Source organism: Mesorhizobium sp. ISC25, from assembly GCF_042295465.1.
Classification (GTDB): domain Bacteria; phylum Pseudomonadota; class Alphaproteobacteria; order Rhizobiales; family Rhizobiaceae; genus Mesorhizobium.
The window spans coordinates 290,250-310,479 of record NZ_CP135441.1 but is presented as its reverse complement, the minus strand read 5'-3'; the positions used below and the strand labels follow the sequence as shown (position 1 = coordinate 310,479).

The 20,230-nt window shown below is 62.9% G+C and carries 22 protein-coding genes; 12 read left to right on the top strand and 10 right to left on the bottom strand.

What is annotated here, in order from left to right; all coding sequences use genetic code 11:
• Positions 1-36: 36 nt before the first annotated feature.
• From RQ479_RS01670 to RQ479_RS01650, 5 genes are all read left to right on the top strand, one after another.
• Entirely contained in the window at positions 37-777 is a 741-nt protein-coding gene (locus RQ479_RS01670; protein WP_376703889.1) for a M15 family metallopeptidase, read from the top strand.
• A 219-nt stretch (positions 778-996) separates the two neighbouring features.
• Positions 997-2,025 (top strand): sulfate ABC transporter substrate-binding protein, encoded by a 1,029-nt coding sequence (locus RQ479_RS01665; RefSeq protein WP_352716922.1) that lies wholly within the window; start codon positions 997-999, stop codon positions 2,023-2,025.
• 18 nt (positions 2,026-2,043) lie between these two features.
• Positions 2,044-2,895, top strand: a complete 852-nt coding sequence (gene cysT / locus RQ479_RS01660) for a sulfate ABC transporter permease subunit CysT (RefSeq protein ID WP_376703888.1) — start codon at positions 2,044-2,046, stop codon at positions 2,893-2,895.
• Positions 2,888-3,772 carry a sulfate ABC transporter permease subunit CysW gene (gene cysW, locus RQ479_RS01655; protein ID WP_376703887.1) on the top strand — a complete coding sequence of 295 codons (885 nt, stop codon included), beginning with the start codon at positions 2,888-2,890 and terminating at the stop codon, positions 3,770-3,772. The genes cysT and cysW overlap by 8 nt, the downstream gene beginning before the upstream one ends.
• A gap of 72 nt (positions 3,773-3,844) precedes the next feature.
• Complete coding sequence (locus RQ479_RS01650; protein ID WP_352716926.1) at positions 3,845-4,885, top strand: sulfate/molybdate ABC transporter ATP-binding protein; 1,041 nt, start codon at positions 3,845-3,847, stop codon at positions 4,883-4,885.
• A 59-nt stretch (positions 4,886-4,944) separates the two neighbouring features.
• Here the strand turns inward: RQ479_RS01650 and RQ479_RS01645 are convergent, their stop codons facing one another.
• Positions 4,945-5,421, bottom strand: coding sequence for a GNAT family N-acetyltransferase (locus RQ479_RS01645; protein ID WP_376703886.1), 477 nt, complete (start codon positions 5,419-5,421; stop codon positions 4,945-4,947).
• Entirely contained in the window at positions 5,421-5,702 is a 282-nt protein-coding gene (locus RQ479_RS01640; RefSeq protein WP_352465242.1) for a DUF1778 domain-containing protein, read from the bottom strand. Before RQ479_RS01640 ends, RQ479_RS01645 begins: the two co-directional genes overlap by 1 nt.
• Before the next feature lie 271 nt (positions 5,703-5,973).
• Between RQ479_RS01640 and RQ479_RS01635 the strand changes: the two genes are divergently transcribed.
• Both RQ479_RS01635 and RQ479_RS01630 read left to right on the top strand, forming a co-directional pair.
• The gene (locus RQ479_RS01635) at positions 5,974-6,960 is read left to right on the top strand and encodes a sulfate ABC transporter substrate-binding protein (RefSeq protein WP_376703885.1); all 987 of its coding nucleotides are present in this window, start codon (positions 5,974-5,976) and stop codon (positions 6,958-6,960) included.
• A 252-nt stretch (positions 6,961-7,212) separates the two neighbouring features.
• Positions 7,213-7,662: an RrF2 family transcriptional regulator gene (locus RQ479_RS01630; protein WP_376703884.1), complete on the top strand. Its 450-nt coding sequence runs from the start codon at positions 7,213-7,215 to the stop codon at positions 7,660-7,662.
• Between the two features lie 98 nt (positions 7,663-7,760).
• Here the strand turns inward: RQ479_RS01630 and RQ479_RS01625 are convergent, their stop codons facing one another.
• The 7 genes from RQ479_RS01625 to RQ479_RS01595 form a co-directional block, all read right to left on the bottom strand.
• Positions 7,761-8,240, bottom strand: coding sequence for a gluconokinase (locus tag RQ479_RS01625; protein WP_376706075.1), 480 nt, complete (start codon positions 8,238-8,240; stop codon positions 7,761-7,763).
• A gap of 71 nt (positions 8,241-8,311) precedes the next feature.
• The gene (locus tag RQ479_RS01620; RefSeq protein ID WP_292658927.1) at positions 8,312-9,298 is read right to left on the bottom strand and encodes an ABC transporter permease; all 987 of its coding nucleotides are present in this window, start codon (positions 9,296-9,298) and stop codon (positions 8,312-8,314) included.
• The gene (locus RQ479_RS01615) at positions 9,295-10,275 is read right to left on the bottom strand and encodes an ABC transporter permease (protein WP_352516746.1); all 981 of its coding nucleotides are present in this window, start codon (positions 10,273-10,275) and stop codon (positions 9,295-9,297) included. Before RQ479_RS01615 ends, RQ479_RS01620 begins: the two co-directional genes overlap by 4 nt.
• Positions 10,272-11,813: a sugar ABC transporter ATP-binding protein gene (locus RQ479_RS01610; RefSeq protein ID WP_352516745.1), complete on the bottom strand. Its 1,542-nt coding sequence runs from the start codon at positions 11,811-11,813 to the stop codon at positions 10,272-10,274. The genes RQ479_RS01615 and RQ479_RS01610 overlap by 4 nt, the downstream gene beginning before the upstream one ends.
• An 80-nt stretch (positions 11,814-11,893) precedes the next feature.
• The gene (locus RQ479_RS01605) at positions 11,894-13,018 is read right to left on the bottom strand and encodes a sugar ABC transporter substrate-binding protein (protein ID WP_292658934.1); all 1,125 of its coding nucleotides are present in this window, start codon (positions 13,016-13,018) and stop codon (positions 11,894-11,896) included.
• 296 nt (positions 13,019-13,314) lie between these two features.
• On the bottom strand, positions 13,315-14,343 hold the full coding sequence (locus RQ479_RS01600; RefSeq protein ID WP_254819076.1) for a LacI family DNA-binding transcriptional regulator: 1,029 nt from the start codon (positions 14,341-14,343) through the stop codon (positions 13,315-13,317).
• A 173-nt stretch (positions 14,344-14,516) separates the two neighbouring features.
• The gene (locus RQ479_RS01595) at positions 14,517-15,749 is read right to left on the bottom strand and encodes an MFS transporter (protein WP_376703883.1); all 1,233 of its coding nucleotides are present in this window, start codon (positions 15,747-15,749) and stop codon (positions 14,517-14,519) included.
• Between the two features lie 175 nt (positions 15,750-15,924).
• Here RQ479_RS01595 and RQ479_RS01590 point away from each other — a divergent pair, with 175 nt between their 5' ends.
• From RQ479_RS01590 to RQ479_RS01570, 5 genes are all read left to right on the top strand, one after another.
• Positions 15,925-16,212, top strand: coding sequence for a DUF3175 domain-containing protein (locus RQ479_RS01590; protein WP_376703882.1), 288 nt, complete (start codon positions 15,925-15,927; stop codon positions 16,210-16,212).
• A 119-nt stretch (positions 16,213-16,331) separates the two neighbouring features.
• The gene (iolE, locus tag RQ479_RS01585) at positions 16,332-17,243 is read left to right on the top strand and encodes a myo-inosose-2 dehydratase (RefSeq protein ID WP_376703881.1); all 912 of its coding nucleotides are present in this window, start codon (positions 16,332-16,334) and stop codon (positions 17,241-17,243) included.
• A gap of 202 nt (positions 17,244-17,445) precedes the next feature.
• Positions 17,446-17,652: a LacI family DNA-binding transcriptional regulator gene (locus tag RQ479_RS01580; protein WP_352481565.1), complete on the top strand. Its 207-nt coding sequence runs from the start codon at positions 17,446-17,448 to the stop codon at positions 17,650-17,652.
• 4 nt (positions 17,653-17,656) lie between these two features.
• A complete protein-coding gene (locus tag RQ479_RS01575) occupies positions 17,657-19,123 on the top strand; it encodes a PLP-dependent aminotransferase family protein (RefSeq protein ID WP_376703880.1) in 1,467 nt (488 codons plus the stop codon).
• Between the two features lie 191 nt (positions 19,124-19,314).
• A complete protein-coding gene (locus tag RQ479_RS01570; RefSeq protein ID WP_352863622.1) occupies positions 19,315-19,680 on the top strand; it encodes a GFA family protein in 366 nt (121 codons plus the stop codon).
• A gap of 29 nt (positions 19,681-19,709) precedes the next feature.
• Here RQ479_RS01570 and RQ479_RS01565 read toward each other — a convergent pair whose 3' ends face one another.
• A complete protein-coding gene (locus RQ479_RS01565; RefSeq protein WP_376703879.1) occupies positions 19,710-20,153 on the bottom strand; it encodes an SRPBCC family protein in 444 nt (147 codons plus the stop codon).
• Positions 20,154-20,230: the final 77 nt, after the last annotated feature.

Genomic DNA, 20,230 nt, shown 5'->3' with positions numbered 1-20,230 from the left:
CTTGCGGGGGAGATGGCCGGCAGGCCAGAGGGGGGTGTGCCGAAGCGCGCCCTGCAAAAGATTGCCGCGGTCCTTGCCACGTTGTTCGCAATCATCCTCTCCGCCTCCGCCGCTGACCTCCCGGCCGGTTTCGTCCGCCTTGCGGACATCGACCCGACGATCCGGCAGGATATCCGCTATGCCGGCCTCGAAAATTTCCTGCATCGCAAGGTAAGCGGCTACGATGCGCCGGTATGCGTCCTCACCAGGCAAGCGGCGCAAGCGCTTTCGGCAGTGCAGAAAGCGATTGCCGCCGAAGGGCTGACGCTGGTCGTGTTCGACTGCTACCGCCCTGCCCGGGCTGTCTCCGACATGGGTGAATGGACAAAAACGGGCGGGCCACCGGACCCGCAATGGTACCCTAAGGTCAAGCGCAAGGATCTCATCGCCAAGGGTTATATCGGCGAACTGTCCACCCATTCGCGCGGATCGACGGTTGATGTCGCGATCGCCCGGATCGACCACAAGCAGGCCGACCGCAAGAGCGCTCCGAAACCGGCCTGCGGCGCGACGAATGCCGACACGCTCGACTTCGGCACTGGTTTCGACTGTTTCGATCCGGCGAGCGAAACGGCTCATAGGCCGCTCGTCAGTGAAGCGGCGGCAAACCGCAAAAAACTTGTCGAGGCGATGCGCGCCGGCGGCTTCAAGAATTACGCCCGCGAATGGTGGCACTTCACGCTGGAAAACGAGCCGTTTCCAAGAGAGCGCTTCAACTTTCCCGTTACCGCCGAATAGCCGGCCGAAACCTTCAGACGCGACGCAGCCATTGCCGAAGAGCTAGCCGTCTCTAGATAATCGCGTCGGGAGCGCGATCATGGTCCATGCGGGGAAAATAGTTTCTCGCATCGCCGAAAGTAGGCGAAAAATTGCTTCAATAGGCCAAAAAAGGCAACATTGAATGCATCTAAATTCTATCAATTCGGTAGATTTGGCGCGAGTTCAACGGAGGCGGAAATGACCAAACCTCATTTCAGGAAACTGCTCGGCGCACTGGTCGCCACGTCTGTCCAGTTCGGCACGCTCGGTTTCGCGTTTGCCGACACCACCATTCTCAACGTGTCCTATGATCCGACGCGAGAGCTCTACAAGCAATTCGACGAGGCCTTCATTGCCCACTGGAAGGCCGAGACAGGCGAGACGGTCACCGTCCAGCAGTCGCATGGCGGATCCGGCGCGCAGGCGCGCGCCGTGATCGACGGGCTGGATGCCGACGTGGTGACGCTGGCGCTCGAAGGCGATATCAACGCCATTGTCTCGAAAGCGAAGAGGATCAATCCCGACTGGCGGACGAAATTCGAAAACAATTCGGCGCCCTACACCTCGACCATCATCTTCCTCGTCCGCAAGGGAAACCCCAAGGGCATCCATGACTGGGGCGATCTGGTCAAGGACGACGTCCAGGTGATCACGCCGAATCCCAAGACCTCCGGTGGCGCGCGCTGGAACTATCTCGCCGCCTGGGCATACGCCAGCGCCAAGGATGGCGGCGACGAGGCCAAGACCAAGGAATTCGTCGGCAATCTCTACGCGCATGTCCCGGTTCTCGACACGGGTGCGCGCGGCGCAACCGTGACCTTCGCGCAAAAGGGGCTGGGCGACGTGCTGCTCGCCTGGGAAAACGAGGCCTATCTGGCGCTCGACGAGTTCGGCGCCGACAATTTCGATATCGTCTACCCGCCGACCTCGATCCTGGCCGAGCCGCCGGTCGCCGTGGTCGATGCCAATGTCGACGCCAAAGGCACGCGGAAAGTTGCCGAAGCCTATCTGAGTTATCTCTATTCCAAGGAAGGCCAGACGATCATCGCCAAGAACCATTATCGCCCTTCGAAGCCCGACCTGGTGCCGGCGGAGGACCTGGCCAAGCTGCCTGAGATCAAGCTGATCACCATCGACGATCCGCTTTTTGGCGGCTGGAAGAAGGCACAGCCTTATCATTTCGGCGATGGTGGTATATTCGACCAGATCTACAAGCCGGCCCAGTAGCATTTAGATCAGGACGACATGACCACAGCACCCGCCAAGGCGGGGTGGCGATTCAGGCAGCCGAGCGTCATTCCGGGTTTCGGATTGACGCTCGGCTTCTCGCTTGCCTACCTCACCCTCATCATCCTCATTCCCCTGTCCGGGCTGATCTGGCGCTCGGCGGCGCTCAGCTGGACCGACTTCTGGGCGATCGTCACCGATCGCCGCACCATCAACGCGCTTGAAATAAGCTTCGGCACCGCCTTCATTGCCGCCGCCGTCAACGTCGTCTTCGGCACGATCGTGGCCTGGGTGCTGGTGCGCTACAGCTTTCCCGGCCGCCGCATCGTCGATGCCATGGTCGACCTGCCCTTCGCGCTGCCGACGGCGGTTGCCGGCATCGCGCTGACCACGCTTTACGCACCGAACGGCTGGATCGGAAGCCTGCTGACGCCGCTCGGCATCAAGGTCGCCTATACGCCGCTCGGCATCGTCATCGCGCTGGTCTTCATCGGCCTGCCTTTCGTCGTGCGCACCGTGCAGCCGATCATGGAGGAGATCGACAAGGAGGTAGAGGAAGTGGCCGCCACGCTCGGCGCCAATCGCTTCCAGATCATCAGCCGCGTTCTGCTACCCGGACTGGCGCCTGCTATCGTCACCGGTTTCGCGCTGGCCTTCGCACGCGGCGTCGGCGAGTACGGTTCCGTCATCTTCATCGCCGGCAACCTGCCCTTCAAATCCGAGATCGCGCCGCTTCTGATCGTCATCCGGCTGGAGGAATATAACTACGCCGCGGCGACCGCGATCGCGGCGATCATGCTGGCGCTGTCCTTCGTCATGCTGCTGGTCATCAACCTGGTGCAGACCTGGAGCCGCAAGCGCTATGGCTGACCCGGAGATCAAATCCTACGCGCCGCACCACGAGAGCCAGTCGCCGGCAGTGACCGAAAGCCGCACGGCGAGAACCGTGCTGATGATCGTGACCTTTGCCTTCCTCGGCATTTTCCTGCTCCTGCCGCTGATCATCGTCTTCAAGGAAGCTTTCGCCAAAGGCATCGAGGCCTACACACAGGCGCTGGGCGAACCGGACACGCGCTCGGCGATCCGCCTGACGCTTCTGGTCGCGGCGATCTCGGTGCCGCTCAACGTCGTCTTCGGTATTTCCGCCGCCTGGGCGATCGCCAAGTTCGAGTTCAAGGGCAAGGCGTTCCTGACCACACTGATCGACCTGCCCTTTTCCGTCTCGCCGGTCATTTCGGGGCTTGTCTACGTGCTCTTGTTCGGCGCGCAAGGCCTGCTCGGCGCCTGGTTCAAGGCGCATGGCATCGTCATCCTGTTTGCCGTGCCGGGCATCGTGCTTGCCACGATCTTCGTCACCTTCCCCTTCGTCGCCCGCGAATTGATCCCGCTGATGCAGGAACAAGGCAATGGCGACGAGGAGGCAGCCCTGTCGCTCGGGGCCAATGGCTGGCAGGCGTTCTGGTACGTGACGTTGCCCAACGTCAAATGGGGATTGCTCTACGGCGTGCTGCTGTGCAATGCCCGCGCGATGGGCGAGTTCGGCGCGGTCTCGGTTGTGTCGGGCCACATACGCGGACTGACCAACACCATGCCACTGCATGTCGAAATCCTTTATAACGAGTACAATGCCGCCGCCGCCTTTGCCGTCGCTTCGCTGCTTGCCGGCCTGGCGCTCGTCACGCTGGTCTTGAAAACACTTCTCGAGATGCGCTACGGCGCCGAGATCGCCGCGACGCGCGGACATTGACAAAATGCATGTCGCCCAAAACTGGGAACCGGTTTTGGGGTAACGACATGCATCAACTACAAAGGGATTTGCATGGAAGTTCGCGTTGCCAACGTGCGCAAGGAGTTTGAGCGGTTTCCGGCCCTCCACGACGTTTCGCTCGACATCAGGTCCGGTGAGTTGATCGCGTTGCTGGGGCCTTCCGGTTCCGGCAAGACGACGCTGCTCAGGCTGATTGCCGGGTTGGAGCGGCCGACCCGCGGAAAGATCTTCTTCGGCGAAGAGGATGCCTCGCAAAAGTCGATCCAGGAGCGCAATGTCGGCTTCGTCTTCCAGCACTACGCGCTGTTTCGCCATATGACGGTCGCCGACAATATCGGCTTCGGACTCAAGGTCCGGCACGGGCCGTCACGCCCGTCGGCGAAGGAAATCCGCCGCCGCGCCTCGGAACTCCTCAACCTCGTTCAGCTTTCCGGTCTGGAAAAACGCTATCCGGCACAGCTTTCGGGCGGCCAGCGCCAGCGCGTGGCGCTGGCCCGCGCCATGGCGATCGAACCAGCCGTGCTTTTGCTCGACGAGCCGTTCGGCGCGCTCGATGCCCAGGTGCGCCGCGAACTGCGCCGCTGGCTGCGCGACATCCACGACGCCACCGGCCACACCACGGTCTTCGTCACCCATGACCAGGAAGAAGCGCTGGAGCTTGCCGACCGCGTCGTGGTGATGAGCCAGGGCCGCATCGAGCAGGTCGGCACCGCCGATGAGATCTACGACACGCCGAACTCGCCCTTCGTCTACGGCTTCATCGGCGAATCGAGCTCGCTTCCCGTCAAGGTCGAGGACGGCCAGGTCTGGATCGCCGACCGGCCGATCGGGCTTTCCGCGCCGCACGCACCGCAAGGCGAAGCGACGCTGTTCTTTCGCCCGCACGACGTCGATCTGGTGGAAGAATGCAACGGCTGCATCGCCGGCACGGTCGCCGCCAGCCGCCGCGTCGCCGGCACCAGGCGGGTCGAGCTCGAAATCGGCGGCGAACGGCAGCGGGTCGAGATCGAATTGCCCGTCGATCATCCGGCGGCGCAGAAAAGTCGCGTGGCTTTTAGGCCGCGGCGCTGGAAGCTTTTTCCGGCTGCTTAGCTACAAGGCAATTGTGGATCCGAAATGCGGTCGCGCTTTCATGCAGAGCGACATTGCCTTCAACGCGCCTTTAGCGAAAGCACAAGGGTCATCGGATTCTTCGGGCAAGCCGAAAAGCCGTAGTGCTCATAGAAAGCTTTCGCTTCAGCCGATATGGCATGAACAAAAATGCCGCGAATCCCGAGGATCGTCGCGGCATGACCGGTGCGCAGAACGGCATCTTGCAACAGCGCTGCGCCTAGTCCCTTCCCTTGCCAGCTTGCGTCCACGGCGAGACGCCCGAGTACGACCATCGGAACAGGATCCGGCATGTTGCGGCGAATGCCGCCTGGAGCTTCCGCAAGATCAAGCCCACCCGAGGAGAGACAGTAGTAGCCGACAACGCGCACGCCTTCCGTCACGACATACGTACGCGAGGCGCCGCTGATCTGGTTGATCCGCGCCCTGCGACGAAGCCATTGATCCAGGTTCTCGGTCCCGCATTGGAAAAGTTCGAGATCGCGGCTGCCGGCAAGGGGCGTGGGCGCCGACAGCATCAGTCCTGCCAGGGCTTGGGCGCATTCATCAGGCGTGCAAAACCTTCACCACTCGGTGGCGCATCAAGAATGCCGAGGTAATGCTGGTAACTCTCGGGATCGACCTTGATCAGCGCTTGGTCGAGCAACGTGTCTTCGGCCGCGCGGTAGGCGGCATCGATCATAAACTCGGAACGGGTTTTCCCGCGCATTTTCGCGGCGCGATCAATCAGAACACGCACATCCTCTCGGATGCGGAGATTGACAGGCTTGGCATGGGTCTCTGGTGTAGTCTTCGTCATGAGGGCTCCTCTCTCCGACCTGTAGCACATTCGCATACACAATGTGTATCTATTTCGCAGCCTGACCAGAGACGTATGGAAACGACCGGGGGCGGCAGAACGCGTCGAAATGCGGCCGCTTGGAAGAAAATTCCAGTAATGGGCCATTTCAGCAATACTTTTCTCGCAGCCAGGCCATAGATCCGACCGGCATGCCTCGTCGCGTCGAGCACTGCCCGACTATTCTTCGGCATTCCATTCGATGTACGGTGTTTCAAGGAGCCCTGTTTTTATGAAGCGATTTTTGCTTGGCGTCGCCACGTTGGCCGGCCTGTTCCTCGCATCCTCCCAAGCCTGGTCGGCCGACAAATTGCTGAACGCTTCTTACGATGTCGGCCGCGAACTGTTTGCACAGGTCAACAAGGCGTTCGTCGCCGCGCACCCAGGCGTCACCATCGATCAGTCGCATGCCGGGACGTCTGCGCAGGCACGCGCCATTGCCGAAGGCCTCGGCGCCGACGTGGTCACCTTCAACCAGGTCATCGACATCGACTTCCTGGTCAAGAAGGGCCTCATCTCCGCCAACTGGCAGAAGGACTTTCCGGACAACGCCTCGCCCTTCTATTCGCTGCCGTCCTTCCTGGTGCGCGCCGGCAATCCGAAGCACATCAAGGATTGGAACGATCTCGTGCGCGACGACGTCCAGGTGATCTTCCCCAATCCGAAAACATCGGGCAATGCGCGCTACACCTACCTCGCGGCCACCGCCTACGCCAAGGAAGCCTTCAAGGGCGACGATGCCAAGGTGAAGGAGTTTGTGACAAAGCTGTTTAACAACGTGCCGGTCTTCGACAGCGGCGGACGCGCTGCGACCACCACTTTCGTGCAGCGCGAGATCGGCGACGTGCTGATCACCTTCGAGTCGGAAACGCGCGGCGTCCGCAAGGAATATGGCGACGACAAATTCGAGCAGGTGACGCCTTCGGTCAGCCTGTTGGCGGAATTTCCGGTGGCGATCGTCGACACGGTCGCCGACGAGCACGGCACACGCGATCTCGCCAAGACCTATCTCGACTTCCTCTATACGCCGGAGGGCCAGGACATCGCCGCCCGCAACGGCCTGCGGGCCCGCGACGCGGCGGTCGCCGCCAAATACAAGGCTGAGTTTCCCGATGTCCGCCTGCTGACGGTGGAGGACGTCTTCGGCGGCTGGGCCAAGGTCCAGGCCGAGCATTTCGCCGCTGGCGGCATGCTCGACCAGACTTACGGCAGCCGCTGACGTCGCCAACCTCGCGAACTGATTGAAAGCCGGCGTTTGCCGGCTTTTCTTCATTTGCCCGCCGAAATTGCCGTTTCCGCACATTCCGGACCGCCCGCCCGCCAAAACGTTACGAAGAATCAACGCGTTTGCGCGCAATATGTCGTCGGACGGCCTGTCTGCGCGAACGGCTTCGCACGGCCAAACCGTCATTATTTGCACACAAACAGCCGCCAGATGCGGGTGGTTGGGGCTTTATGGGTTGGTTCGGGCATGCTTACCAAAAAAGGCAAATACGGCCTCAAGGCCCTCGTGCATCTGTCAGGCCTGCCAGTCGGCCAGCTCGCATTCGTCAACGACATTGCGGTCGCCAACAATATCCCCAAGAAATTCCTGGATGCCATCCTGGGCGAGTTGCGCAACGCCGGCTTCGTCCAGAGCCGCAAGGGCAAGGAAGGCGGTTACCGCCTTGCCCGGCCGGCCTCCGAGATCAAGATCGGCCATGTCGTGCGCGTCCTCGACGGGCCGCTGGCGCCGATTCCCTGCGCCAGCCGCACGCAATACCAGCAATGTGAGGATTGCGACGAGGCGACCTGCCAGGTCCGGCACATGATGCTGGAGGTCCGTCAGGCAATCGCCGAGGTGCTCGACAACCGCAGCCTCGCGGCCATGCGCGACGCCGACAATGACGATTTCCCGGTCGAGCTGACGTCGCAAATCTAGAGCAATTCCAGGAAAAGTGTGAAACGGTTTTCCGTCCGGAATTGCGCAAAAACAAAGAGATAGAGCGGTTCGGCGTTTCCGTGAAACGATGAACCACTCTAGCGCGCGAGCGAGCTCAAGGCGGTCGCGACGGTGTCGGCGACCCGACGCGTGCCATCCAAGGTCATTGCCGCCTCGTCCGCCGCTGGCGCCTCAAGCGTGGCGAACTGGCTCTCGACCAGGCTTGCCGGCATGAAATGACCCTTGCGATTGCCGACGCGCCGCATCGCCGTTGCCGGGTCGATCTCCAAATAGACGAAAACGATATCCGGGCAAAAGCCGCGCAGGCGATCGCGATAGCTGCGCTTCAGCGCCGAGCAGGCGGCGACTACACCTTGTCTGCTTGCGACCGACGCGGCCATGCGCTGGCCGATCGCGTCGAGCCAGCCTTCGCGCAGCGCGTCGGTAAGCGGCTGTCCGCTCGCCATGCGCGCGACGTTTTCGGGCGGATGCAGCCTGTCGCCTTCGATAAAGAGGGCGCCCAATGCCGCTGCAAGCGCTTCGCCGACGACCGACTTGCCGCAGCCGGCAACGCCCATCACCACGATGGTGGGTATCGTTCGAACAGTGCTCGCCGGCTTATATGCCACGTCTTTCCCGGTCATGCAGGTCAGCGGCTTGCCGGCGCGCGGCCATAGAGCAGCAGCATGGCGACGATGACGACGCCGTAGATGATCTGCCGTCCCGCCTCCGGCATCTGCATAACCGAGAGAATGGATTGCAAAAGCGTGATCAGGATTACCCCGGCGACGGTGCCGAGATAGGAGCCGCGCCCGCCGAGGATCGAGGTGCCGCCGAGCACCACGGCGGCGATCGACGGCAGCAGATAGGCATCGCCCATCGACTGTGCCGCCTTGGAGGCATAGCCGGCCAACAGCACGCCGCCGAAGGCCGAAAGCCCGCCCGAAACCGCAAAGGCGATCATCACGACGCGCCGTGTATCGATGCCGGAAAGATAGGCGGCACGCTCGCGATTGCCGATGCCGTAGACGGTGCGGCCGAAGCCGGTTCGGGTCAGCACGAACACCATTGCGGCACCGATCAGCGCCCAGATGAGAACTGCGTTCGGCACGCCAGGAACGGCAAAGCCCGTCGCCAGATAACGCATCGCACCGGTCGCCGAATCCTGCGGCGAGAAACCGCCCGTGTAGACCACCATCAGCCCCTGCGCGACGGCGTTGGTGGCAAGCGTGATGATCATCGAGGGAATGCGCAGATAGGCGACGCCGATGCCGTTGACGATGCCGATCAGAACACCGCAGAAGATGCCGAATGGAATGGCAAGCGCCACGCCGACCGGCCCATAAGCGGCCGCGGCGCAGGCCATCATCGCGCCGGCCGCCACCGACCAGGGCACCGACAGGTCGATCTGGCCGAGCAGGATGACCAGCATCATGCCGGTGGCGATGACGCCGAGAAACGACGCCACCTTGAGCTGCTGCAGCAGGTATTCAGGCGACAGGAAGCTGCGCGAATAGAGGCTGCCGAGGAACAGCAGCAGCACGATACAGGCGAACGCCGTCAACACCGCCGGATCGGCGCGGCGGAGGAATTTCGGCATGCGGCCGGCGAGGCCGCTCACAGTCGTTTCGCTCACAGGAACCACTCCAGCCGGTTGCGGACCCGAAACAGGGCGAAGGCGCCGAGGCTGACCGCGATCAGCAGGATGACGCCCTGGAACAGGGGCTGCCAGAGCGGATCGAAATCGAAGACGAACAGCAGGTCGCCGATGGTGCGGAAAGCAAGCGCGCCGAAGATCGCGCCGATGGCGCTGCCCTTGCCGCCGAACAGCGACACGCCGCCGAGCACGACCGCGGCGATCGAAAACAGCGTATAGGCGTTGCCGCTGGCATAGGCCGCATCGCCGGTATAGGTGAAGAACGTCAGGAACAGTCCGCCGATCGCGGCAAGCAGCCCGGCAAGCGCATAGGCGGCGAACTTTCCGCGCCGGATCGGCACGCCGGACATGTAGGCCGCCATCTCCGAGGAGCCGGCTGCATAAGCGGCGCGGCCGAGCACCGACCGGCTGAACGGCACCCAGACCACGAGCACGACCGCCAGCAGCGTCACCAGGCTCGCCGGCACAATACCAAACAGGCGCCCGGTCAGCGCATCGGCGAGCCCCTCATTGACCGAGCCGCCCGGAAACGGCCGCAGCAGCAGCGCGATACCGAAATAGACCGCGCCGGTGGCGATGGTGGCGACGATTGGCTGCAGGCGTCCATAGATGACGATGGCGCCGTTGATTGCCCCGCACAGCAGCCCGGTGCCGAGCACGGCGATGACGCCGAAGGCGGTCTCGATGCCGGTGCCGACGACCAGCCACGACGCCAGGCAGTTGGTCAGCGTGAAGATCATGCCGACCGAAAGATCGATGCCGGCGGTGATCACAACCAGCGTCTGCGCCATGGCGACGAAGGCGAGCAACACGCCCTTGTTCGAGGCGGTCTGTACGACGTTGGCGGTGAAACCAGCCGGATGATTCGAGGTGTAGATGACAAACATGACGACGAAGATGCCGAACGCCAGCAGCGTTCCGCGCTGTTCGGCAAGCCAGTAGCGCCAATCCTTCACGCGTCCGCTCCTTGCCTTGGCATCTCTTCGTGAATGTTTAGCGCGCTGGCGATCAGCGCCCGCTCGGTGATTTCGGGGCCGACCAGTTCACGCTTCACCGCACCGTCATAGAGCACCAGCACGCGGTCGCAGCAGCCGATCAGCTCGTCATAGTCGGTCGAATAGAACAGGATCGCCGCACCCTGGTCGGCAAGCTTGCGCATCAACTGGTACAGCTCCTGCTTGGTGCCGACATCGATGCCGCGCGTCGGATCGTTGAGCAGGATTATGCGCGGCTGCCGCATCAGCCATTTGGCGATGACGACTTTCTGCTGGTTGCCGCCGGACAGCGCGCCGACCGGAATGTCGAGCCCGGCGGTCTTGATGGCAAGGAGACCGACCATGTCGTCGATCAGCCGCTGCTCGGCGGCGCGATCGATGATGCCGGCCCTGGACAGCCGGTCGAGGGCGGCGAAGGAGAGGTTTTCGCGCACCGTCATCGGCAGCATCAACCCTTCCGTCTTACGATCCTCCGGGATCAACGCCATGCCGATCCGGTCGTCACGCGCCGCGGCCGGGCTGGCGATCGCCACCGGTCTGCCGTCGATCAGGATCTGGCCCGACAGGCCGCGCAGCACACCGAAGAAGGCGAGCAGCAATTCGCGCTGGCCCTGGCCATCGAGGCCGCCGAGGCCGACCACCTCGCCCGCCCCGACCGACAGCGAGACATCGTGCAGCCGATCCGTCCAGGACAGGCTGCGCGCCTCGAGAACCGGCGTGGCTGCGGCAGCCGCCCGCGCGGGCTTGGGCGGAAAGATGTGGCTGTACTCGCGCCCGATCATCAGTTCGACGACCTCGTTGTCGCTCTTGGTGCCGGCCGCATAGCTGGCGACATTGCGGCCATTGCGGAATACCGTGCACTGGTCGGCCAGCTCGGCGATCTCGTTCATGCGATGCGAGATGTAGAGCAGCGCCAGCCCTTCCGAACGCAGCCGCTTCAACACGGCGAAAACCCTGGCGACGTCAGCCGCGGTCAGCGCCGAGGTCGCCTCGTCGAGGATTAGGATGCGTGGCTTGCGCGCCAGTGCCTTGGCGATCTCGACCATCTGCCTTCTCGAAAGAGGAAGATCCTTGACCAGCGCCAGCGGATGGATATCGGAGGCGCCGGCGCGAGCAAGGGCTTCTTCGGCGATACGGCGCTGCGCCTTGCGGTCGATCATGCCGAAGCGTTTCGGCGGATCGGAAATGACGATGTTGTCGGCAACGCTGAGTTCCGGGACCAGCGACAGCTCCTGGAAGATGCAGACGATGCCGGCCTGGTTGGCAGCGGCCGGCGAAGCGAAGCTCACTTCGTTTCCGTCCAGCATCATGCGGCCCTCGTCGGACGCGACGACCCCCGCCATGACCTTGATCAGCGTCGATTTGCCGGCGCCGTTCTCGCCGAGAATGGCGTGGATGCTGCCTGGAGTGACCGACAGCTCGGCCTTCTCCAGCGCCCGCACGCCGCCATAGCGCTTGGATATGCCTTCCATGCGGAAGAGCGGAACCGCACCGTCCATCGGCCCTCCCCAGGCGCTTGGCAATCAGGATGTCGAGCGCCGACGCCGCGGAATTTCCCGCGGCGTCGGGCTGTCGGAGTTTACTGGTTTTCCTTGCTCTGGCCCATGATTTCCTGCGCCGTGAAATTGATCCCGCAGGTCGGGAAGGAATTGCCGACGAAGAAATTGTCGGATTGGTCGGGGAAGAAATCCTGGCCTGCCTTGAAGTTCGGATCCTCGACGATCGCCAGCGGCAGCTTGACCGCTTGCGGCACGACCTGGCCTTCAAGTGCTGCAATCGCCGTCTTGATGGCAACCGCCACCTGAGCCGGGCCGGTGCCGGCCGACGAGCATTTCAGCCCGTCAGCGGCGAACTTGGCGCAGAATTTGCGGAAGCCATTCTCCGTCTCGCCGCCGAACGGCACGAACGGATGCTTGGCATCGATCATCGCCTGCACGATGCCGGTATCGCCGCCCTGTCCGGTAATGCCGTCGAAGGGGCCGTTGGTGGCAATGGCATCGGCCGTAGCCTTTTGCGCAACGCCGTCATCCCACTTGCCGACGACCTCGGTGACATCCCATTTCTTGCCGGAAGCGTCGAGAACCTCGTGGATGCCGTTATGGCGATCGGTGTCGACCGACGTGCCGGCTACGCCGCGCACTTCCAGCACCTTGCCGCCGTTCGGCACGTGCTTGACCAGCCAGTTGCCCCACAATTCGCCAAGGCCTTTCTGGTCGACATTGACGTTGATGGCATCCTTGGTGTCGAGGATGTTGTCGAAAGCGACCAGCACCACGCCGGCTTCCTTGGCCCGCTTGATGACAGGGCCGAATGCGGTCGGGTTCTGGGCGTTGACGACGATCGCGTCATAGCCGGAATCGATGAAATTGTTGATTGCCGAAATCTGGGCCGGCACGTCTTCGCCGGTCGAGACCACCTTGAATTCCTTGAGCTTGGCCGCGACATCCGGCTGCGCTGCATAGGCCTTCGCCGTCTGCACCATCTGGATGCGCCACGTGTTGGCGATGTAGCCGTTGGCCAGAGCGATGCGGTACGGGCCGTCTTTCTTCGGGAACTTGAAGAACTGCGTATCGGCCGACCAGGGCGCGAAGCAGTCAGGCTCGGCCGACGGCCCCTTGACGATTTCAGGATCGGCGATCGCCGACGAGCTCAGCATGACAAAAGCAGTGGCGGCAACGATACCGCCAACGAGTGACTTGATCATCGATATTCCTCCCAGTTGCAGTTTTGTTTGTTCTTACGCCGATGAATTTGCGCATTACCGGCCCGGCACCTCCCGCCGTACCCGTTGCGCGTTCAGGTGGCCGAATGCCGACCCGATCCCCTCCTTTGTTGCCCGGCTAGTCCCGCAAAAACTATCATATTATACATAATAAACAAGCGTGAGCTGTCGCTTATGTATAATAAACAGCCTGCCATCTTCGGGGCGAAGTACCGCGCGGCGGTAAGTGGTAGCGCTACCATGACGTTGTGTAAAGCACCATTGCGTTGAAGCACGCTTCAGCGCGCCGTGCTCTCACGTCGCTTGAGTTCGAAGCCGAGATCGACGACGCGCGACTCCGGCCTGTTACCTTCGATCGCCGCAAGCGCCATGGCGACAGCTCGCCGGCCGATCTCGTAACGGTAGGTCCGAACGCTGGTGACCGACGGGAAAGCCACTTCCATCATGTCGAGATCGTTGAAGCCGACGATGCCGATCGTCTTCGGCACGGCGATCGAAGCGCGATGGCATTCGAACAGCACGCCAAGCGCGATATCGTCATTGTTGCAGAACACCCCGTCGAGGCTCGGCACCTTGGCCAGCGCGTCGCGGAACAATTCGCGGCCGAGGGTGACGCTGGAGGGCACCGGCGTCGTGGTGGTGAGCCGCGCGTCGAACAGGCCGGCCGCCTCCATCGCCGCGCGATAGCCGGCCAGGCGCCGCTGCGAACGCGGATCCATGCGCGCACCGATGAAGCCGATCCGGCGATAGCCTGCCTCGATCAGATGTTCCGCAGCCGCCTTGCCGCCCTCGAAATGTGAGAAGCCGACCATCATGTCGACCGGATCGGGCCCGGTCTCCATCACCTGCACCACCGGACAGCCTGCCGTTTCCAGCAGTTTTCGCGACGCCGGCGTCTGGTCGATGCCGGCCACGATCAGCGCCGCCGGGCGTTGCGGACCAAACACCTGCAGCAGCCGCTCTTCCTCGAGGCCGGAATAGTGGGTGTTGCCGAGCTGGATGCGGAAAGGGCCGTCCGACAGGCTGTCATAGATGCCGCGCACCACTTCGGCAAAGACGTTGTTGGTAAGCGACGGCACCAGCACGCCAAAGACCTCGGCGCGCGCCGAAGCCAGCGCCCGCGCATTCGGGTCGGGCACATAGCCGAGCTCATTCACCGCGGACTCGATCTGGCGGCGCAGATCTTCCGAGACACGCCCCGGCTCGCGCAAGGCGCGCGAGACGGTAATGGCGCCGACCCCGGCCTTGCGCGCGACATCGGCGATGGTCGGGCGGCCGCCGCCGCGGCGAGAGCGCGGCTTGATCACCGTACTGGTCCCGACACCGGGCAACCGCCCAGACGCGACCGTGAAACGATGTTCAGCGTTTTTGCTACTGCTGCCATGCCAACCTGGCCCGTTGCCACCCCTTGTCTGGCGTCGCGCAGCCTTCGGCTATTGTCAAGCGACGGCCGGAGAGACTGTACCCGTACCGCCGTGCCTCAGGCCGTCACGGCAGCGCTGCGCCGGGCCTTCCACAGCAGCAGCACCATGGCCGAAATGTTCAGCAGGTTCCAGGCAATGCCGTTGAGGAACGCGGCGGCATAGGAACCGGTCAAATCGTAGATCCAGCCCGACATCCAGCCACCGATCGCCATGCCGAAGATGGTCGCCATCATGACGATGCCGACGCGCAGGCCAGCCTCCTTGGCTGGCATATATTCGCGCACGATGATCGCATAACAGGGGACGATGCCGCCTTGCGACAGGCCGAAGACCAGCGAGACGACATAGAGCGAGGCAAGCCCGTCGAACGGGATATAGAACAACAGCGACAGGCATTGCAGCACCGAGCCGATCAGCAGGGTTTTCACGCCCCCGATGCGATCGGCAAGGAAGCCCGAGCCGAGCCGGCTGACGACGCCCGCCGCCAGCATGATCGACAGCATATCGGCGCCATGTGCCACGCCGTAGCCGAGATCCATGCAGTAGGCGACGATATGGACTTGCGGCATCGACATCGCCACGCAGCAGCCGAGCCCGGCGACGATGAGCAGCGCCTGCAAGGCCGCCGGCGACAGTGAGATCGGCTGGACCACGCGGCTGCCCGGCGATCCCGGAGCCGCCTGGGGCGGTGCGCCGCGCCGGAGCAGCAAGATCAAGGGCACCATGGTGACCAGGCAGACGACGCCGATCGCGGCATAGGTGAAGCGCCAGCCTTCGGTCTGCATGACATAGGGCATCGCCGTCGGCCAGATCGCTCCGGCGAGATAGTTGCCGGATGCGGCAGCCGTCACCGCGACGCCGCGGCGCCGGTTGAACCAGTGCGAGATATCGGCGATCAAAGGGCCGAAGATCGCCGACGAGCCGACTCCGATCAACAGGCCCTGGACGAGGGTGAACTGCAGGATCGAACTGGTCAGCGACGCCAGCAGGAAACCGGCGCCAAGTGTAATCGCGGCAATCAGCGCCGGAACCCAGTACACAATGCGGTCGATGGCGCGGCCGAACAGCACATTGCCGGCGGCAAAGCCGACCATGGTCGCGGTGTAGGGCATCGAGGCAGCGGCGCGATCGACGCCGAATTCTGCCTGCACGGCAGGCAGCACCACGACCACCGCCCACATGCCGACCCCGCCGATCGTTGCCAGCAGCATCGAGATGCCCAGCCGTATCCACGCATAGGCACTGTCGATGCCGGAACTTCCTGCCTGGCTTGAGACGATTGGGGTCAAGAGCGTTTCCTGTCCGCAGTTCTTGAATCGGCGGTTCTGACCACTATCGGCGCATTCGCATAGCCGAGCAGCGCCACGACAGGCAAATCCGTGGCTCCAGGGATTCGGGCCGAAGTGGAACAGCGGTGCGCCATAAGGCGTTTTCCCGGCAACGACCTAGTGGAAGGAGTTTGCCATGACCGCGCAACGGAAATGGTCCGCCGACGTCACCGAGCATAGCGACGCGCTGGACCTCGAGGAACACATCTTCGAATCCCACGATCCAAGGAAAATCGCCGCCTCGTTGAAGCGATCGGCCGAGCACAGCGATCGACGCAAGGCAGGGCCGTTTCAATCCGCCATGTCGATGCTGAATTTCTACATCAACCGCGCCGGCAAGAACCTGCCGGCGGCGCGAAAGAAAGTGCTGGAGGACGCAAAGGACGAACTGCGCGTCCTTTTTGGCCGCCCAAAGGAAGACTAGAATTGGTCACCATTGATTGGTTCTGCCAAATTCGGCTGAACTGGACCTAGTGACGGGTCCTCTTTGCCGCCAGTCTGCAGGCTCGGCTTGTATTCCCAAGCCTGCAAAAGTCTGGCGCCATGACGGTCAAGATCGGCATCAATCCCATCACCTGGAGCAATGACGATGTTCCCGCACTTGGCGGCGATACGTCCCTGGAGACCTGCCTGTCGGAAACCGCACAGGCCGGCTACCGCGGCACCGAGCTCGGCGGCAAATTTCCGCGCCAGGCCGAAGTGCTTGGGCCGCTCCTGTCATCCTATGGCCTGGAACTCGTCTCCGGCTGGTATGATGGCCGCATTCTCGACCGTACTGTCGACGAGGAATTCGCGGCGATCACCCCGCATCTGCAGCTGCTGCGCGACCTTGGCGCTAGGATCGTCGTTTATGCCGACACCTCGCGCGGTCGCCATGACGGCATTTTTGCGCCGATCTCCGAGCGTCCGCGCCTCGCCGACAGGGACTGGCCGTCCTACGGCGAGAAACTGACCGCCCTCGCCGACTGCATGGCTGCATTCGGGGTCGGCATGGCCTTCCACCACCACATGGGCACCATCGTCGAGACGGACGATGAAGTCGACAGGCTGATGGCGGCGACGGGCCGAAGCGTCGGCCTTTTGTTCGATACCGGCCACTGCCTGTTTTCGGGCGGCGACCCGCAATCGCTGCTGCAACGGCATCTCGACCGTATCGTGCATTTCCATTGCAAGGACGTTCGCAAGGCGGTGCTGGAACGGGCACGCCGCGAGGACATGAGCTTCATGGCGGCGGTAATGGACGGCATTTTTACCGTGCCCGGCGACGGCTCGGTCGATTTCCTGTCATTGCTGAAACCCCTCGCCGCGCGCGGCTATGAAGGTTGGATCGTTGTCGAAGCCGAGCAGGATCCGGCCAAGGCGCATCCACTGACCTATGCCAGCAAAGGCTATTTCTCGCTGCTCGCCACCGCCCGCGAAGCCGGCTTCGAAGTGGCGACGCGGCAGGCAAACTGACCGGCCCGCATTTGGGAGCCGGGGGAACACAATGGGCGCGCGCCTCGATGGGGTTAGCGACGCGAAGGCGCCCGGCGACCCGCGCCGCCTTGCTCCCTGTGCGGCGCGGGTCGCAGAATCCCGGGCTCTGGATTTCAAACCCCGACTTTCAAGCTTGAGGCCGGCCGGAAGCCGTGCCTTGATGCAACCGAGGAGGAGCGACATGGCTTTCGAAGCTGCGCTTGGCATGGAACGGCTTTGCACCATCCGGGAGATTGCCGAGAAGGCGGAACTTGGCGCCGCCACCGTGCATCGCGCGCTGAAGAACAGCCGCGAGGTCCACCCCGAAACCAGGCGACTGGTGCTTGATACCGTCTGTCGGCTCAACGAGGAAAAGATCGCCCGCGCCGCCCGGTTTGTCGGGGAATAGTACCTTGGCCGACCAGATGCGCCTTTCCCTCGACATCATGTCGGTCGACCGCGCTTCGGAAGAACCGATGCATCGTCAGATCTACGGCGCCTTGCGACGCTTCATCCTTGACGGCCAGATCCCGCAGAACTCGCTGCTGCCGTCGACGCGCTCACTGGCCGAAGATCTGAAGGTCGGGCGCAACACGGTCATCGCCGCCTATGACCAGCTCCTTGCCGAAGGTTTCATCGAGGCGCGTGCCGGATCGGGCACCTGGGTGGCGCCGATCCAGCAGAACCGGCCCTTGGCGTCGCTGCGCGCCGGACTGGCAGCGCCGCAAAAACTGTCGCGGCGTGGCCAGACCATCGTCAACGGCCCGCAACCGCCGCGTAATGCCGGCGTTATCAATTTCCATCCCGGCGTCCCCGAAACGGCGTCGTTTCCGTTCACCATCTGGTCAAGTCTTCTGGTGCGCAATGCACGCAGCCGCGACGAGAGCCTGCTTGGTTATCTCTCCTTTGCCGGCCACCCCGGCCTGCGTCAGGCCATTGCCTCGACCATCGGCCTGTCGCGCGGCATCAGCTGCACCGCCGACCAGGTGATCATCGTCACCGGTGCTCAAGCAGCGCTCGATCTCGTCTCGCGCGTGCTGATGGACGAAGGCGACCACGTCTGGATGGAAGAGCCCGGCTATCTCGGCGCCAAGAGCGCCTTTCTCGCCAGCGGCGCCAGATTAGCACCGTTGAAGGTCGACAGGCGCGGCTGGCATCTTGCCGATCCGGAGCTGCCGCCGCCGCGGCTGATCTATGTGACGCCATCCTGCCAATGGCCGTTCGGCACCATCATGCGCATCGAGGAGCGGTTGCAGCTGCTCGACATCGCCGAACGCAACGGCGCCTGGATCGTCGAGGATGACTATGACGGCGAATACCGGTTTCGCGGCCGGCCGGTGCCGGCGCTACGCGGGCTCGATCATGCCGACCGCGTCGTCTATATCGGCAGCTTCGGCAAGACGCTAATTCCGGCGCTGCGCATCGGCTATCTGATCGTGCCGCGCGAATTGTCGGTGCCGTTCGACCGGGCGGTGAGCATCACCGGCCAGTTCGCGCCGCTGATCCTGCAGGCAACGGTCAACGACTTCATCACGCAGGGCTATTTCGCCACGCACCTCAAGCGCATGCGCCGGCTCTATGCGCGCCGGCAGGCGAACTTCGTCAAGCTGTGCCAGGAGCATCTGGCCGAATGGCTGACCGTCACGGAAAACGATTCCGGCATGCAATTGCTGGCGAGCTTCGTCAGGCCCTACAAGGACAGTGACGTGGTCACCGCCGCCCTCAAGGAGGGGCTCGACGTCCAGGGCATCTCCATCAACTACCATTCCACAGAACCCGAGCACGGCCTGCTGCTCGGCTATGCGGCGATGGACGAACGCCAGATCCTGCGCGCCGTGCTTGCCCTGCGCGCCGCGTTTCTGAGGTTGGACAGAAGCTAGGGCAAGCGCGTCATCTCGTTCACCGCGGTTGCAACATTCGCCCGAGGCGATTAGAAATACGGCATCGGTCCTGGTCCTTCGCCGCGTTCGCGCAAGGAGCCACTCACAAGGCCGAATCTCCCCGAAAACCAGAAGCATGCTAACCGCCGAAATTGGCGGAGCAACGCATTCGTCTGACCGTGAGGACTGCCATGAGAACCGCATCCTGTGCCTGCGGGCAACTGAGGATCTCCTGTGAGGGAGACCCGCGACTGGTCGCGCAATGCCACTGCCTCGACTGCCAGAAACGGACCGGCAGCACATACGGCGTCGCGGCCTTCTTCGCGCGCGACAAGGTAGAAGCCGAAGGCAACGCCAGTACCTACAGGCGATCGGCTCGGAGCGGCCATCACGTCACTTTCCATTTCTGCCCGGGCTGCGGCTCGAGCGTCTTCTGGGAGCCCGAGCGAAAGCCTGAATGGATCGCCGTCGCGGTCGGCTGCTTCGCCGATCCCGCGTTTCCGGCCCCAGCGCATGTTGGGTGGGAAGAACGGCGTCATCCCTGGGTTTCCGGTTAGCGACGCCAACCCGCCAGGGCAGCTTTATCTTACTGGTTGATCTCGGGTTCGACGAGCTTCGCCAGATTTCGCAGCGACTCCTGCCAGCCGAGATAGCAGGCCTCAACTGGGATGACGTCTGGAATACCTGCCTGCGTGATATTCACTTCGGTGCCGACCGACACTTTCTTCAATGTCACGGTCACCTCGATCTCGCCGGCCAGGTTGGGGTCGTCGAACCGGTCGGTGTAGCGCAGCTGCTCATTGGGCACGAGCTCGACATATTCGCCGCCGAACGAGTGGCTGTCGCCGGTGGTGAAGTTGCGGAAGGACATTTTGAACGTACCGCCGACTTTCGCCTCGAAGTGATGAACCGTGCAGGTGAAGCCGTTCGGCGGAAGCCATTTCGCAAGTGCATCCGCTTCGAGGAACGCGCGGTAGACTTTCTCCGGACTGGTTGTCAGAACGCGGTGCAGCCGTACGGTGCCGGGCATATCGTTAATCCTCCGTATTGGTGATCGATGCCCCCTAGGACGAGCGGAGCCCGGCCTATCCGACACGGGCCTGCGGA

Excerpts from the sequence above, each read along its gene's own strand:
- RQ479_RS01570 (WP_352863622.1), top strand. The coding sequence starts at position 19,315 with ATGAGAACCGCATCCTGTGCCTGCGGGCAACTGAGGATCTCCTGTGAG.
- iolE (WP_376703881.1), top strand. The coding sequence starts at position 16,332 with ATGACGGTCAAGATCGGCATCAATCCCATCACCTGGAGCAATGACGAT.
- RQ479_RS01610 (WP_352516745.1), bottom strand. The coding sequence starts at position 11,813 with ATGGACGGTGCGGTTCCGCTCTTCCGCATGGAAGGCATATCCAAGCGC.
- RQ479_RS01640 (WP_352465242.1), bottom strand. The coding sequence starts at position 5,702 with ATGACGAAGACTACACCAGAGACCCATGCCAAGCCTGTCAATCTCCGC.
- RQ479_RS01565 (WP_376703879.1), bottom strand. The coding sequence starts at position 20,153 with ATGCCCGGCACCGTACGGCTGCACCGCGTTCTGACAACCAGTCCGGAG.
- RQ479_RS01590 (WP_376703882.1), top strand. The coding sequence starts at position 15,925 with ATGACCGCGCAACGGAAATGGTCCGCCGACGTCACCGAGCATAGCGAC.
- RQ479_RS01645 (WP_376703886.1), bottom strand. The coding sequence starts at position 5,421 with ATGCTGTCGGCGCCCACGCCCCTTGCCGGCAGCCGCGATCTCGAACTT.
- cysT (WP_376703888.1), top strand. The coding sequence starts at position 2,044 with ATGACCACAGCACCCGCCAAGGCGGGGTGGCGATTCAGGCAGCCGAGC.
- RQ479_RS01650 (WP_352716926.1), top strand. The coding sequence starts at position 3,845 with ATGGAAGTTCGCGTTGCCAACGTGCGCAAGGAGTTTGAGCGGTTTCCG.
- RQ479_RS01605 (WP_292658934.1), bottom strand. The coding sequence starts at position 13,018 with ATGATCAAGTCACTCGTTGGCGGTATCGTTGCCGCCACTGCTTTTGTC.
- cysW (WP_376703887.1), top strand. The coding sequence starts at position 2,888 with ATGGCTGACCCGGAGATCAAATCCTACGCGCCGCACCACGAGAGCCAG.
- RQ479_RS01630 (WP_376703884.1), top strand. The coding sequence starts at position 7,213 with ATGCTTACCAAAAAAGGCAAATACGGCCTCAAGGCCCTCGTGCATCTG.
- RQ479_RS01625 (WP_376706075.1), bottom strand. The coding sequence starts at position 8,240 with ATGGGCGTTGCCGGCTGCGGCAAGTCGGTCGTCGGCGAAGCGCTTGCA.
- RQ479_RS01580 (WP_352481565.1), top strand. The coding sequence starts at position 17,446 with ATGGCTTTCGAAGCTGCGCTTGGCATGGAACGGCTTTGCACCATCCGG.
- RQ479_RS01635 (WP_376703885.1), top strand. The coding sequence starts at position 5,974 with ATGAAGCGATTTTTGCTTGGCGTCGCCACGTTGGCCGGCCTGTTCCTC.
- RQ479_RS01665 (WP_352716922.1), top strand. The coding sequence starts at position 997 with ATGACCAAACCTCATTTCAGGAAACTGCTCGGCGCACTGGTCGCCACG.